The organism is Arthrobacter sp. MSA 4-2 (genome assembly GCF_016405885.1).
Classification (GTDB): domain Bacteria; phylum Actinomycetota; class Actinomycetes; order Actinomycetales; family Micrococcaceae; genus Arthrobacter_D.
In genome coordinates, this window is record NZ_JAEKGC010000002.1 from 287,505 (window position 1) to 300,522 (window position 13,018).

At 65.4% G+C, this 13,018-nt stretch carries 16 protein-coding genes and 1 other RNA gene; 10 read left to right on the forward strand and 7 right to left on the reverse strand.

Going from position 1 to position 13,018, the window contains the following annotated elements:
* Together I6N91_RS03155 and I6N91_RS03160 are read right to left on the reverse strand one after the other, a co-directional pair.
* On the reverse strand, window positions 1-1,278 hold the full coding sequence (locus tag I6N91_RS03155; protein ID WP_198810484.1) for an MFS transporter: 1,278 nt from the start codon (window positions 1,276-1,278) through the stop codon (window positions 1-3).
* A gap of 389 nt (window positions 1,279-1,667) precedes the next feature.
* Complete coding sequence (locus I6N91_RS03160) at window positions 1,668-2,447, reverse strand: site-specific integrase (RefSeq protein ID WP_198810486.1); 780 nt, start codon at window positions 2,445-2,447, stop codon at window positions 1,668-1,670.
* A 137-nt stretch (window positions 2,448-2,584) separates the two neighbouring features.
* Between I6N91_RS03160 and I6N91_RS03165 the strand changes: the two genes are divergently transcribed.
* From I6N91_RS03165 to I6N91_RS03185, 5 genes are all read left to right on the forward strand, one after another.
* Entirely contained in the window at window positions 2,585-3,979 is a 1,395-nt protein-coding gene (locus I6N91_RS03165; RefSeq protein WP_198810488.1) for a hypothetical protein, read from the forward strand.
* Window positions 3,980-4,040: 61 nt separating this feature from the next.
* The gene (locus I6N91_RS03170; RefSeq protein ID WP_198810490.1) at window positions 4,041-4,796 is read left to right on the forward strand and encodes a hypothetical protein; all 756 of its coding nucleotides are present in this window, start codon (window positions 4,041-4,043) and stop codon (window positions 4,794-4,796) included.
* Window positions 4,789-5,085, forward strand: coding sequence for an HGGxSTG domain-containing protein (locus tag I6N91_RS03175; protein WP_198810492.1), 297 nt, complete (start codon window positions 4,789-4,791; stop codon window positions 5,083-5,085). The genes I6N91_RS03170 and I6N91_RS03175 overlap by 8 nt, the downstream gene beginning before the upstream one ends.
* Before the next feature lie 326 nt (window positions 5,086-5,411).
* Window positions 5,412-5,588 carry a hypothetical protein gene (locus I6N91_RS03180; protein ID WP_198810494.1) on the forward strand — a complete coding sequence of 59 codons (177 nt, stop codon included), beginning with the start codon at window positions 5,412-5,414 and terminating at the stop codon, window positions 5,586-5,588.
* A 68-nt stretch (window positions 5,589-5,656) separates the two neighbouring features.
* Window positions 5,657-5,842, forward strand: coding sequence for a hypothetical protein (locus tag I6N91_RS03185; protein ID WP_198810496.1), 186 nt, complete (start codon window positions 5,657-5,659; stop codon window positions 5,840-5,842).
* 50 nt (window positions 5,843-5,892) lie between these two features.
* Here the strand turns inward: I6N91_RS03185 and I6N91_RS03190 are convergent, their stop codons facing one another.
* The gene (locus I6N91_RS03190) at window positions 5,893-6,159 is read right to left on the reverse strand and encodes a hypothetical protein (RefSeq protein ID WP_198810498.1); all 267 of its coding nucleotides are present in this window, start codon (window positions 6,157-6,159) and stop codon (window positions 5,893-5,895) included.
* Window positions 6,160-6,200: 41 nt separating this feature from the next.
* Between I6N91_RS03190 and I6N91_RS03195 the strand changes: the two genes are divergently transcribed.
* On the forward strand, window positions 6,201-6,488 hold the full coding sequence (locus I6N91_RS03195; RefSeq protein ID WP_198810500.1) for a hypothetical protein: 288 nt from the start codon (window positions 6,201-6,203) through the stop codon (window positions 6,486-6,488).
* Between the two features lie 89 nt (window positions 6,489-6,577).
* On the opposite strand, the gene rnpB is transcribed toward I6N91_RS03195, so the two are convergent.
* Window positions 6,578-6,976, reverse strand: an RNA gene (gene rnpB / locus I6N91_RS03200) — RNase P RNA component class A.
* 57 nt (window positions 6,977-7,033) lie between these two features.
* Here rnpB and I6N91_RS03205 point away from each other — a divergent pair.
* The gene (locus tag I6N91_RS03205) at window positions 7,034-7,798 is read left to right on the forward strand and encodes a YaaA family protein (protein ID WP_198810502.1); all 765 of its coding nucleotides are present in this window, start codon (window positions 7,034-7,036) and stop codon (window positions 7,796-7,798) included.
* Between the two features lie 131 nt (window positions 7,799-7,929).
* On the opposite strand, the gene I6N91_RS03210 is transcribed toward I6N91_RS03205, so the two are convergent.
* From I6N91_RS03210 to I6N91_RS03220, 3 genes are all read right to left on the reverse strand, one after another.
* Window positions 7,930-8,877 (reverse strand): reverse transcriptase-like protein, encoded by a 948-nt coding sequence (locus tag I6N91_RS03210; protein ID WP_374058904.1) that lies wholly within the window; start codon window positions 8,875-8,877, stop codon window positions 7,930-7,932.
* 5 nt (window positions 8,878-8,882) lie between these two features.
* Window positions 8,883-9,623 (reverse strand): zinc ribbon domain-containing protein, encoded by a 741-nt coding sequence (locus I6N91_RS03215; RefSeq protein ID WP_198810504.1) that lies wholly within the window; start codon window positions 9,621-9,623, stop codon window positions 8,883-8,885.
* A gap of 147 nt (window positions 9,624-9,770) precedes the next feature.
* The gene (locus tag I6N91_RS03220) at window positions 9,771-10,661 is read right to left on the reverse strand and encodes a Nif3-like dinuclear metal center hexameric protein (RefSeq protein WP_198810506.1); all 891 of its coding nucleotides are present in this window, start codon (window positions 10,659-10,661) and stop codon (window positions 9,771-9,773) included.
* A gap of 173 nt (window positions 10,662-10,834) precedes the next feature.
* Between I6N91_RS03220 and msrA the strand changes: the two genes are divergently transcribed.
* The 3 genes from msrA (at window position 10,835) to epsC (ending at window position 13,009) form a co-directional block, all read left to right on the forward strand.
* Window positions 10,835-11,359, forward strand: coding sequence for a peptide-methionine (S)-S-oxide reductase MsrA (msrA, locus tag I6N91_RS03225; RefSeq protein WP_159616921.1), 525 nt, complete (start codon window positions 10,835-10,837; stop codon window positions 11,357-11,359).
* Between the two features lie 102 nt (window positions 11,360-11,461).
* Window positions 11,462-12,397 carry a cysteine synthase A gene (cysK, locus tag I6N91_RS03230; RefSeq protein WP_133402211.1) on the forward strand — a complete coding sequence of 312 codons (936 nt, stop codon included), beginning with the start codon at window positions 11,462-11,464 and terminating at the stop codon, window positions 12,395-12,397.
* Window positions 12,398-12,421: 24 nt separating this feature from the next.
* On the forward strand, window positions 12,422-13,009 hold the full coding sequence (gene epsC, locus I6N91_RS03235) for a serine O-acetyltransferase EpsC (RefSeq protein WP_198810508.1): 588 nt from the start codon (window positions 12,422-12,424) through the stop codon (window positions 13,007-13,009).
* Window positions 13,010-13,018 lie beyond the last annotated feature (9 nt).

The window sequence follows — 13,018 nt, forward strand, 5'->3', positions numbered from 1 at the left end:
TCAGGCGCGGGCGCCGTCCGCCTCGGGGGCCGGCTCGAGGTCCTCGAGCCGCTGCACCCGGCGCAGCGGCCCCATCAGGGCGATGAGCGGCGCGCCGCAGGCGATGAGGATACCGATCAGAACAGCCTCCCGCACGCCGAAGAGGTGGGCGAGGGTCCCCGCGGCGAAGCTCGCAAGGGCGAGCATCCCCCAGCTCACCGTGCGGGAAGCAGCGCCGAGCCGGCCCATCATCCCCGGTGGGCAGACCTGCTGGCGGAAGCTGGCACCCACGACGATGTTCCAGGCCACCGAGGCGCCCATCACGAACATTCCCAGCACACCGATCAGCATGCCCCACCCTGGGGTCATCACCAGCAGGGACCCGTAACCCGCCACTCCGGGCACCATCGACCAGCGCCACAGCGGGCCGGACCCGAACCGTTCGCTCATGGCCTTGGCGGAGATCCCCCCGACCGCTCCTCCGGCGGAGGCACTGGCGAGCAGCAGACCCAGCCACACCTCGGATTCACCGAGCGTGCGCAGCACGAGCAGCACGATCAGGGATGCGGCGATGTTTCCGCCGAGGTTCCACAGCGCCGCGTTGAAAAGGATGGCCCGCAGGGGCCCGGTGCTGAAGGTGTATTTCATGCCGTCTGCCATGTCCCGCAGCAGCCGGTGTTCGGTCTTTGCGGGTTTCACTTCCTGCACCTTCAGGCGCGACACCGCCGCGAGGGACACCAGCGAGGCCCCCACCTGCACCAGGAGTGAATTGGACGCTCCGGCGATCGTCGTCAGCCAGCCGGCCAGGGAACGTCCGGCGGCATCGGCCGCGGCTCCCGAGCCGGTCATGAGCCCGTTCCCTTCAACGAGTTCATGCTTTGAGACGGCCTGCTGCACCAGGGCCGTATCGGCAAGGTTAAAGAACACCGACGTGAGTCCGGCCGCAAACGCGACGGCGAACAGATGGACGGTGGTGAGCACGCCTAGCCAGTAGGCCAGCGGAAGGGTCAGCAGGACGGCGACCCGCACCACCAGCGACCAGAGGATCACCGGTTTGCGCGGGAGCCGGTCGACCCAGACGCCGATGACAAGGCCGAAGAGCAGCCAGGGCAGGAACACCATTCCCGCGAGGGCGGCAACTTTGAAGTTGCTTGCGTTGAGTTCGACGGCGGCCACCACCGGCAGGGCGACGGCGGTCACGGCATTGCCGAAGATCCCCGCCGTACCCGAAATCCACAACGCCCGGAAGTCCGCGTTGCGCACCAGAAGGTGCCTTCGCGGCGGGGCGGTGTCGGTCATTGACACAGAGTAGCGGAGCGCGTGTGATTGCTATCACTCGGACGGCGGTTCGGAAAGAAAAACTTTCCCTTGGGTTGACCCTTTTACTAAGTCTACCTATTGTTCGCGGCGGCATTACCGCCTGGTAACCCTGCCCGCGCCGGCGGCCGCGCAGGGCCGGTCGAGGGATGGGCCGACCGGCACGCTGGGTATCCTTTCATACCACCCCTAACCTGCCGTTTCATTTTCACCGGGGGGAATCTGGGGGGAACGCCGGAAATCCAGGCTCGGAAACGGTGATCAAACCGTCGCTGATTTCGGCCGCTTTCGTGTGGTCATCGACCCACAAATGGCTGTACGTCTGCAGCGTCTCGGTGGCGTTCTTGTGTCCGAGTCTATGGTCACAGCTATCAGCCACATGCCCCCTGCGATGAGCTGCACGTGTGGTGGTGGGGAACTTGGTGCCACCCATCCCCGATGCCCGGCAGCTTCAACCGGGCCGCCCGCCGCGGATCCGCCGCTGCATGCCTGGTCAGCGACCGGCCCGCGTGATGGAACACCAGCGGTCCTGCCTGCGGGAGGTTCTTGAGCATTTCGACCGTCGCCGCACCGATGTTGACTGTCCGCACACTCGAGGCTGACTTTGCCGGGCCCCACGCCGGCGTGCGAGAGTCGCGGGAGATGAGTTGCCGGTCCACCGTCACCGACCCCCTCACGAGGTCAACCCGATCCCAGGTCAACCCGCGCATCTCTCCCCCGCGCATGCCCGTCGCCGCACAGAAAACCACAATCGGTATATAGGGAGACCGATCTACGTCGGCGATCGCCTGCACCGTCTCTGTAGACAGCGGCCGGACCCGCTCGTGCTCGGCCCGCGGCAATCTGACCCCCACGCACGGCGTCGCCTTGATCAGCCCATCGAGCACGGTGGGCTTCATTATGCCGGATAAGTAGGTGTTCGTCCTCTTCACCGTCCGGGCGGCCAGCGTCTCGTGCCCGAGGATCTCCGCCTCCTGCACGTCCTGGCGGCTCACCTGCTCGATCCTCTTATCCCCGAGGACGGGCAGGATGTTCTCCTCCACCCGCTTGGCGATCGCCTCACGCGACGAGGCGCACTGGTGGATCTGCTGCTCCTGCCACCGCACCGCAAAGTCCCGCACGAGGGTCGAGCTCTCTGGGCCGACGTCCACCCCGGGGTGCGTCTCGTTCTTCTTGGAGTTGGCGAACGTCTCCGCGGCTGCCTTCGCTGCGAACGATTTGTCCGTGCAGATCGCTAGATTGATGGTAGTCCGATGTCGCCAGCCATCGATTTTTTACAGGAGAAGTATTGAAGATCACGGAGATGACTGTAGGAGATTCACTCGCCGGCTTCATTATCGACGGAGTCGATGACACCCCGTACGCCCATGCGAGCTTAGTAATCGACGAACATTGGGGACCGACCTTAGAATTCAGCTACCCTCTACAGTTTTCCGATGAACAGCCAGAGACTGGCCAACACACCGAAGTGCATAGATGGGCGCAGGAGCCCGACGCAGTGCCTGATGTGCTTCACTTCTCCTCGGCCGACGGCCAAGCGACCCTCTACGGATGCGCGCTGCTCAGAAGTAAGGAAAATTTCACCACTGGGGTGAACTTCACGCTGCGTCCTGAGACGGTCATCTTCAATTTTTTTGAGCCGGAGTTCGGCCAACCGCTGAAACTCAATTGGATGAAATCGAGTATATCCGGGCTCGGTGAGTTCATCGGCAAGAGTGTCTTCGAAACGAATCGAGAGGCTGATGAAGAGGGTCGGTCCCAGTCCTTTTCCGCAACGGTTCGCTCCCCCGATGCCATTACGATGCAGGTAGGTAACTGCGAGGTGTCCCTCACCATAAGCTGGCGCAGTTCTATCCAGAATGGCTTGGAACTGCACATGTATGCCGTTGCATGGTTCGAAACTTCATTTGCCTCTGCGGTGAATGTGGAGGAGCACCTCATGATTCACAGGCAGATGCGAGCGATTTTAGCCCTCAATTACGGTCGAAGCGCGTGGATCTCCGGACATCGTGTAAGGCCAGGGGCAGCACAAAATGAGCTTGAGATGACACACGTCTCGACCTTCACGGATGCCGCCAAGGAGGCAGCTCGCAAGCGGGAGAGCATTTTGGGGCTCTCCTCGATGCAAGAGGTTGATCTAAATCGACTGGTGGAATGGCTAAGCGACCGGGATTACTGGTCTCGAGTCAGTGGTCCCGTGCTGGGGATTTTACAGCGCGAGTCGTACACGGTCGAAGATCGAGTTCTGGCTGTGGGCATATCCATAGAGACAATTGGCAAGAGACTTGAGGCGGCATCAGGCGAGGAGTGCACTTACGGCGGACGGAGTGGAACGCAAAGGACCACAGCTACCTGGATGTATCGGTGCATCGCTGGCAGCAAACTCGACCTTTCAGCGTCAGGGCACTCCCATGAGGCGTTGGCAAAGGCGTTTGCGCAGGTATACAACAAGACCAAGCACTACGAGCAGAACCGCCAACCGGAGGGCGTCGTCACCCGGGAAATCGGACGGATGGGACTTCTCGTGGTGCGGGCCATTTCTCTCCGGCACCTCCTCACCACAAACGAAAATTCTCGGCTCAGTGATTCCCTGGAGACGAGCCGCGTATCTGAACGCTTGAGGGATCTTCGGATCGCCGATGACGGCTGGGCAACTTACCACCGCACAGAGACGGAAGACTGAATTCATTGACGAGGAAAATGTGGCGGGATTGGCTCAAGACTCAGGGCGTTAGGGTGAAGGAATGATCCGGAATGACACTCTGACGTGCGAGCTTATCCCCAACGCCATCAAGAATGACGAGCTCACATGCTCCGTTCCCCCTCTCGACCACCTGCAGCTTTGGTCCACGATCGGCGACGTGCTCACAGCTCTGGTAACTTTTCTTCTCGCTGCCTTCGCCCTGCTCGCGTGGCTCACATCTCGCAGGACCTTGCGTCAGATGGAGAGGGATAGCTCTGCTCAAGTCCGTGAAATCGAGCGCCAGGTTGTCGAGCAACGACGCCTCATGGAGGAACAAGTTGCCAGCCAAGACCGTCTGGCTCGCGAGGATCGGGCGATCAATGCCCTTGCGCGCTACATGACTTCCTTGCGGGACGGACAAACCGATTTCGATAAGTACTCGCCCAATGTACTAAAGGCCATCTCAGAAATTGCTGTGAGTTGGACTTTATGGGCGAACCAAATACGACACGTGAGTGCTGAGACTTTCAATCATGCCCAGACCTGGCACGCCGGGAGCCTGGCATATTTCGCCCGTCTCTCCACGCTCGCCAATCAGATCGGCAGGAGAGAGGGCGCCAGGGAAGAATACCAAGAACTGGTTCTCGAGCTGAGTAAATTTACTACGAATTGGCTTGAGCTGGTTGCTGCGTGGCAGCTTTCGGTGAACTCACGTGCGGAAACGCTACGAAAGATGAAAGGAGAGGCATCTGCAATCGTGGCCGCCGCGCCAAAGCCGAACGAACCTAGGAAGGAAGCGGTGACCACTAATGGCTGAGTGCGGCGCGAAGAAGAAGTCCGAGGAGTCGTGTGGCGCCCCTGCGATGAAGGGCCAGCGGCGGTGTGCCCGGCACGGGGGCAAGTCACCGCAGGCTCAACGCGCCGCGACCGCCCGCCTGGCTGAGCAGGATGCGAAGGCCACCATGGAGAAAGCCGTCACCACGTTGGGCCTGCCCGTGGACATCGACCCGGCGAAAACCCTCCTCGACGAGATCTCACGGACGCGCGGGGCGAGGCTGTGGCTGCGGGACAAGGTTCGGGAGATCCAGCCCGACGAACTCGTCTGAGGGAAGGCTGAAACGCAGACCGGCATCGGTAAGCAGGGGCCCGTCGACACCACCACCGAAGCCGCAGGGTTCAATACCTTGTACCAGCTGTACCTTGCGGAGCGGAAGCACCTCGTCGCCGTCACCACCGCGGCCCTAAAGGCCGGCTCCAGGAGCGCCGGGTCCGTCTCGCCGAATCACAAGGCGACCTCGTCGCTCAAGCCATCCGGTCCATCCGGTCCATCCTGAACACCCTCAACCTCACCGAAGCACAGTGGGAACAGGTGCCCACCATCGTGCCCGCCGCTCTCCGCTCACCGGGCGAACTGACCGCCTAGCGGGTTGTGATGAGGTCATCACCCTTCCTTACCTTCTACGGCACCAAGCATTCCGCCAAGCACCTGCCATACCTCAGCTTCCTCTTCGCGAAGACGGCGGCCTATGGCGTCGCCTCCCTGCTCGTGCTCGCCCGCCGGATCGACGGGAAGCTCGACCTGATCCTCACCAAGCTCGAAGGGAAGTGACTGATGGCTGGGACCCAGACCGAGTACCCCTAGCGGGCGACCTCCGCACCCTAGTCGCATTCGCTTGCATGTGGGCGCTCATCGTGGAGGAACTCGGCCTCGATCAGGAATGGCAGTGGGTCTCCGGCTCGCAAGTCGTCCCGGCCTGCATGACCCGAGTCATGGCGATCCCCGCGGTGAACGAGTTCATCAAGCGGTCCATGCCTTGGCTGGCCGCCGCACCACCCGCCTACGAAGGCATGCACGAAGCCTGACAACTGCGCCCCACCTCTTCGGAGGTGGGGCGCAGTTGTCCGAACGAGCCTCAGCTGAACTCCTTCAGCTTGGTAGCAATCAACGTCCCGATCATGTCGGGGTCGCTGTTCGCAGGCCCGAGGACGTACCCCGTATTGTCGGCGTTCGGTTTCCCTGGAAGCATGGCGATGATATGAACGACAGCCTCCAGCCACCATTCGGGAGGGGCAGTGATCTCCCCAAATACCTCCTCATGCAGGTCACCCGTCATTGGGTCATTCGTCTGTTCGCTGTGGGTCAGTTGTATGTGGCCGTCGCGCCATCTCATTGTTGTCATGGCTGTACCTTAGTGTGGTCGCCGACCGCTACCGTGGATGTATGACCGGCGCGTATGGTTCCTGGCAGGGTACCCCGCCGTCGGCCGACCGCTTCACTCCCCCGATCCAGCTCGAGCAGCCCGCCGAGGGAATCCACTGGACGCCGGAGAAGGCCCCGCCGGTGTGGGCCGAGTTGACCTACGAGAACGGGTCAAGGAAGACCGTCAAAGGCCTGGCGATGGCGTGGACTGAGGAGCTCGTGCAGCTGCAGTGGGTGGAGTTCAGCCGGGCCCGCACCGCCGGGGCGGAAGCCAGCGCATGCCGGCGCAACCCACACAGGGACGGGTAGTTGGGGGGATTTGGGGGGAACGATTCGAGACCTCTCCCCCAGCCGAACCCCAAACTCCCGCGAATTGGTGGGGAATTTGAGGGGTTCGGGGGATGGGCCGACCGGTACGCCGGGTTCTGTTCTCCCGCTCCGTTGCCGGTGCGGGAGCGGCGGCCATCCATCTACGAACGCCGTTGCCGACGCCCTCCAGCGGCCTACCCGGACACTCGGGCGAGCAGCCCTCAAACGCGCCCTGTCTGGCCTTGCTCCGGGTGGGGTTTACCGAGCCATGCCGGTCACCCGGCATGCTGGTGGTCTCTTACACCACCTTTTCACCCTTACTTCCCGCGGCCGCAAGGGTCCCGGGAAGCGGTCTGTTTTCTGTGGCACTGGCCTGCGGGTTACCCCGAGTGGGCGTTACCCACCACCCTGCTCTGCGGAGCCCGGACGTTCCTCGGTGACTGCGGCATCTTTCGACCCCGAGCCAACGCGGCCGCCTGGTCGACCCATCCGCCTCCAAGTGTACGGTGAACGCGGACACGGGCCGGAATCGGTAGAGTATTCGGGTGCTGATTCTGCTGCCCCCGTCCGAAGGAAAATCCGCGGCGGCGCAGGGCGTGCCGGTATCCCTCGACGATCTCCACTTCCCCGAACTGAACCCCTCCCGTGAACGGGTCCTGCAGGCGCTGCGCGACGTGAGCGCCGCAGCCGACGCGCACGAGGTGCTCGGCGTCGGCGCATCGCTCAGGGCCGAGGTCCTGCGCAACACCGTCCTCCACACCGAGCCCGCGGCCCCGGCCCACAGCATCTACACGGGCGTCCTCTACGACGCGCTCGACTACAACGGGATGACCCCCGCGCAGCGCCGGAAGGCCCGCGAGCAGATCGTGGTCGTCTCGGCGCTCTGGGGCGCGGTGCGCTTCGGCGACCCGATTCCCGCGTACCGCCTGGCCATGTCCGTAACCTTGCCCGGGGCCGGAAGGCTCGGCTCCTTCTGGAAGAGCGTCCTCGACGCTCCGCTGCGCGCCCACTCGGAAGGGTCCCTGATCATCGACTGCCGCTCCAGCACCTATGCCTCGGCGTGGACTTCCCCGGCGGAGCGCACCGTCGCCGTCAACGTCTTTTCCGAGCGGGACGGAAAGCGCACGGTGGTGTCGCACTTCGCCAAGCACACGCGCGGCGCCCTCGCCCGGCACCTGCTGACGCGGCGGGGCAAGGCCCCCTCGACGCCGGAGCAGCTGCTGTCGGCGGCATCCGAGGCCTGGAGGGCCGAGCTTGAGCCGGCCTCCGGGAAGAAGCCGGCCCGCCTGAACCTCGTCCTCGACGCCTGAGGTAGGTCCGGCCGCCCCGGGTGCACTGCTCGAACAGGTGCGCCGCCGGGCAAAGCGCACTATCTAAGCGGGTGCGCTCCCGGGCGACGCGCACTCTCTAAGCGGGTGCGCTGCCGGAACCCGAGATACCGCTAGTCGGCGTCGGCGACCAGTTCCACTTCGAACCCTTCGGCGTTCTCGAGGTACGCCGCATAGTGGTCGGCTCCCCCGGCGAACGGATGCCGCTCCGGGAAGAGCAGCGTCCAGCCGTGGCTCGCGGCACGGCGGGCCAGCAGGTCCACCTCGCTGCGGGTGCCGGCACGGAAGGCCAGGTGGTTCACGCCGGGACGGCGACGCTCGTGCGGTGCCGCCTGGACGTCGGGCCCGGACTCAAGGATAAGGTAGAACCCCTCGCCGCTGTAGCTCACGCCGTCGGCCCAGGAGTCCTTCTCGGCGAAGCCCAGGCGCTCCAGCAGCCAGCCCAGGCTCTTCCGGGCGGCCTGGAGGTCCGCGACCCATACCTCGACATGATGCAGCCGCCCCGGCGCGCGCGGCGGTGCCGCGGGCTCGGGAGCCGCCTCGGGCGCCTTCGCCGCCGAGGCGGGGGTGCGCGGCTTCCACGGAACCCCTGCCATGCCGGCGTCCATCGCCTCGTTGGAGAGCCGGTCGGCGTCCTTGTTCCGCTCCCGGGGGATCCACTCATAGGTCACCCGGCGCGGGTCGACGATCTTCCGGGCCCGGGCGGCCAGGGTGCGCATATCGGCGTGCTTGATCTGCCAGCGGCCCGACATCTGCTCGACGACGAGCTTTGAGTCCATCTTGACGTGGATCCGGCTGGCCGGATTGATCTCGTTGGCCAGTTCGAGGCCCGCCACAAGCCCCGAATACTCGGCCACATTGTTTGAGGCCTTCCCGATGTACTCGGCCTTCTCGACGAGGATCGCGCCGGTCTTCGGGTCGCGGACCAGGGCGCCGCAGCCGGCGTGCCCGGGGTTGCCGCGTGAGCCGCCGTCGGCCTCGACGACCAGCAGAGGCGCATCCCCCGACGGGTCCGCGCCGGCGCGGGCATGCGGGTCGAACAGTTCTGCATCGAATCCCACGGGTGTCAGTGTCCCCACTCCGCGGAACGCACCAGGATGGAGCCCGAGTCGGGGCACATCACGATGTCGTCGGGCGCCGCCTTGGAGATGTCAGCGAGGTCGCCGGGGCTGAGCTGCATGCCCGAGCCCTCGGACTTGCCGTGGAAAAGCCTCGCCGCCCCGACGCCGCGGCGTGCCAGCGTCTTCTCGTAGAGGCCGAGCAGCGCGGCGTCGAAGGTTGAGGCGAGCTCATCGCGCTGGACCTGCACCTCGGCGCGCTGGGCCCCGAGCGCTTCGAGCTCGGCATCCCGTGCCGCTTCGAGGGCCGTCAGTTCGCTGCGGACGGTGTCGGTGCGCTGCTGGACTTCCTGCTGCGCGGCGCGGGCCTGCTCGACCCGCTCCATGACATCGAGTTCGACGTCTTCGAGGTCCGAACGCCGGCGGGTCAGGGAGGCGACCTCGCTCTGCAGGGCCGTGAGGTCCTTCGAGGTTCCCGTGCCGCTGTTGAGCCGCTGCTCATCGCGCTCGAGGCGCGTCACGACGGCCTGGACATCGTCCTCGGCCCGGGTCAGCTCCCGCTCGAGGTCGGCCAGTTCAGTGGTGGCCTTGACCAGTTCGCCGTCGACCGTGGCGACCCTCGCCTGGAGGGCTGCGATCTCGGGGTTGTTCCGCACCACCGCGGCCTGCCGCTGCAGCTGGTTCAGCCGGGAGTCAAGCGCCTGCAGATCCAGCAGTCGCAGTTGTTCCTCTGGTGGAGCCTTGGCCACGGTTAACCTCCGGTGTGTGGGCGACTGACGTTCCGTCCTAGCCTATTGCACTTACGGCGGAGGCCTCCACGGCGCCCATCCCGCCGGCTGCGCCGTCAGCGGCGGCGCGGGCGCGCGGCCGGGCGCGGGTTCCACCCGGTGTGCGGCTCAGGGGTGGCCGGGGGTGAGGACGAAGTCCCAGGGGTCGGTGTTGACGCTGCTGACCCGGATGTCGGTCAGGAAACCCTGGTCGGTCAGGACGTTGCCGAGCGCCGCGGCGGCCGGCGTGAGCCAGAGCCATTCGCTGCCGAAGTGCGACACGTCGATCAGGTAGGGCCGTCCGCCCGCCGCCCGCTCCCGGGCCTCGGACGCGGGGTGGTGGCGGAGGTCGGCCGTGACAAAGACGTCCGCCTGGCTGGCGCGCACGGCGTCGAACAGGCTGTCGCCCGCGCCGCCGCAGACGGCGACCCTGCGGATCAACCCGTCCTTGTCCCCCGCGACCCGGACGCCGCCGGCCACCGACGGAAGGATGGAGAAGACGGACTCGGCGAAGTCGGCGAGGGTCGTGGCATCCGGGAGGTTTCCCACCCGGCCGATGCCCTCCTCGGGCAGGCCGTCCTGGGAGCGTACGAGCGGTTTCACCTCACTGAGTCCGAAGGCGTCGGCCAGTACATCGGAAACTCCGCCCACGGCGCTGTCACCGTTGGTGTGGACCGTGGCCAGGGCGCAGCCGCTTTCGATCAGCCGGTGCAGCACCTCCCCCTTCGGGCCGGTGGCAGCCACCGAGTTCACCGGCTTCAGGAGCAGGGGGTGGTGGGAGATGATCAGCTGCGCGCCCCACGCAAGGGCCTCGTCGAGCACCTCGCTGGTGGGATCGACGGCGAAGAGGATGCGGCTGACCTCGGCGTCCGCGCGGCCGGCAACGAGGCCGACGGCGTCCCAGCCTTCGGCGAGGCTTTCGGGCCAGAGTTCCTCGATGGCCAGCAGGACCTCACCGACTGTCGGAACCGTTTCCGTCCCGCTTTGTTCCGGGCTGGAGGGCTGCAGGTTCTCTTCCATAGGACCAGTTGTACCCCGCGCGCCGCGCCGCCGACCAATTATGTGGTCTCGGTCAACTTCGGCGTGTCGCGGCATCATCCGGCGAACGGGCTGGTATCGGACGTCCGAGAGATACCGGTGTGCCTCCTGCCACTGGTGGGAATCTTCTGGGGGTCCCGCGCATTGTACAAAGTATGAAAACTTTTGTGCTTGGCGGAGGCTGCTTCTGGTGCCTCGACGCCGTTTACCAGCAGACACGCGGCGTGACAGAGGTCCTCTCAGGATACGCCGGAGGGCATGAGCCCCACCCGAACGACGAAAACATTGCCACGGGCCTGACCGGCCACGCCGAGGTCGTCGCCGTGACCTTCGACGAGACCGTCATCCCGGCCGAGGCGATCCTCGACATGTACTTCGTGTCACACGACCCCACCACCCTGAACCGCCAGGGCTACGACGTCGGACCCCAGTACCGTTCGGCGATGTTCTACTCGGACGACGAGCAGAAGAAGCTCTTCGAAGAGGCCATCGAGCGCAACCAGGAGAACTGGGACAACCCCATCGTGACCGAGGTGACGAGGCTCCCCTCCTTCCACCTGGCCGCCGAGTACCACCAGAACTTCTACGCGAAGCACCCCGAGCAGGGCTACTGCCAGGTGATTATCAACCCCAAGCTCGCCAAGGCGCGCAAATATTACGCACAATGGCTTGCCGCGTAGTCGAGGCACAAGCCGGGAACTAGGCTGACTCCGGCAGCCCAGCGCCCTAGTTCCCTTATCCACCCGTCCCCCGCGGCAGACCAGATCAGGCAGGCTCATTACATGGCACGGATTTACGATGACGTCACCCAACTGGTCGGCGGTACGCCCCTGGTGCGCCTCAACCACCTGGCTGAGGGCCTGGGGGCGGACGTGGTGGTCAAGCTCGAGTTCTACAACCCCACCAACAGTGTGAAGGACCGCATCGGCGTCGCGATCGTCGACGCCGCGGAGCGTTCCGGTGCGCTGCGCCCGGGCGGCACCATCGTCGAGGGGACCTCCGGCAACACGGGCATCGCCCTCGCCATGGTCGGCGCGGCCCGCGGGTACAAGGTCATCCTCACCATGCCGGAGACCATGTCCACCGAACGCCGCGTCATGCTCCGCGCCTACGGCGCCGAGATCGTCCTGACCCCCGGCTCCGAGGGGATGCGCGGAGCGGTGGAACGCGCCAAGGAGATCGTGGCGAACACCGAGAACGCCATCTGGGCCCAGCAGTTCGCCAACGCCGCCAACCCGGAGATCCACCGGACCACCACGGCCGAAGAGGTCTGGGAAGACACCGCCGGCGCCGTCGACATCTTCGTCGCAGGCGTCGGCACCGGCGGCACCATCACCGGCGTCGGGCAGGTCCTCAAGAAGCGCAAGCCCGGCGTGCAGATCGTCGCCGTCGAACCGGCCGACTCCCCCATCCTCAACGGCGGGGCGCCGGGTCCGCACAAGATCCAGGGCCTCGGCGCGAACTTCGTGCCGGAGATCCTCGACACCGACGCCTACGACGAGGTCATCGATGCCTCCGTGGAAGACTCGGTGCGCGTTGCCCGTGCCCTGGGGACAAAGGAGGGAATCCTCGGCGGCATTTCCTCGGGAGCCATCGTCTGGGCCGCCCTTGAGCTGGCCAAGCGGCCCGAAAACGCCGGTAAGCTCATCGTGGCGGTCGTGTGCGATTTCGGCGAGCGGTACATCTCCACGGTGCTCTTCGACGACATCCGCGCCTGACCCGCCCTCTATGAGGAGGAAGCCTTGAGCTTTTTAGGGAGACTGCGCGAGGACCTGGAGACGGCCCGCACCCACGATCCAGCGGCGCGCGGCGCGGTCGAGAACACCCTGGTCTACTCCGGCCTGCACGCGATCTGGGTGCACCGGCTCACGCACCGGATGTGGACCCGGCCGGGGCTGCGCCTTCCGGCGCGCATCCTGGCCCAGCTGGCCCGGGCCGCGACCGGCATCGAAATCCACCCCGCGGCGGTCATCGGACGCCGTTTCTTCATCGACCACGGCATGGGCGTCGTGATCGGTGGAACCGCCGAAATCGGTGACGACGTCATGATGTACCAGGGCGTCACCCTGGGCGGGCGGTCACTGGAGAAGGTCAAGCGCCACCCAACCATCGGCGACGGCGTCACCATCGGCGCCGGGGCGAAGATCCTCGGCCCCATCACCATCGGAGCCCGCAGCGCCGTGGGAGCCAATGCCGTCGTCGTCAAGAGCACGCCGCCGGAATCGATCATCACCGGGATCCCCGCGACCTACCGGCACCGTGACGCCCGCCGGGAGACCCTTCCCGCGGTGGATCCGGCCGAATACGTCGACCCGGCCATCTTCATCTAGCCTTCGCCC

What these genes read in the sequence shown, in the direction of transcription:
- I6N91_RS03155 (WP_198810484.1), bottom strand. Translation starts at nt 1,278, where the DNA reads ATGACCGACACCGCCCCGCCGCGAAGGCACCTTCTGGTGCGCAACGCG.
- I6N91_RS03170 (WP_198810490.1), top strand. Translation starts at nt 4,041, where the DNA reads ATGATCCGGAATGACACTCTGACGTGCGAGCTTATCCCCAACGCCATC.
- I6N91_RS03175 (WP_198810492.1), top strand. Translation starts at nt 4,789, where the DNA reads ATGGCTGAGTGCGGCGCGAAGAAGAAGTCCGAGGAGTCGTGTGGCGCC.
- I6N91_RS03180 (WP_198810494.1), top strand. Translation starts at nt 5,412, where the DNA reads ATGAGGTCATCACCCTTCCTTACCTTCTACGGCACCAAGCATTCCGCC.
- I6N91_RS03185 (WP_198810496.1), top strand. Translation starts at nt 5,657, where the DNA reads ATGTGGGCGCTCATCGTGGAGGAACTCGGCCTCGATCAGGAATGGCAG.
- I6N91_RS03190 (WP_198810498.1), bottom strand. Translation starts at nt 6,159, where the DNA reads ATGACAACAATGAGATGGCGCGACGGCCACATACAACTGACCCACAGC.
- I6N91_RS03195 (WP_198810500.1), top strand. Translation starts at nt 6,201, where the DNA reads ATGACCGGCGCGTATGGTTCCTGGCAGGGTACCCCGCCGTCGGCCGAC.
- I6N91_RS03220 (WP_198810506.1), bottom strand. Translation starts at nt 10,661, where the DNA reads ATGGAAGAGAACCTGCAGCCCTCCAGCCCGGAACAAAGCGGGACGGAA.
- msrA (WP_159616921.1), top strand. Translation starts at nt 10,835, where the DNA reads ATGAAAACTTTTGTGCTTGGCGGAGGCTGCTTCTGGTGCCTCGACGCC.
- cysK (WP_133402211.1), top strand. Translation starts at nt 11,462, where the DNA reads ATGGCACGGATTTACGATGACGTCACCCAACTGGTCGGCGGTACGCCC.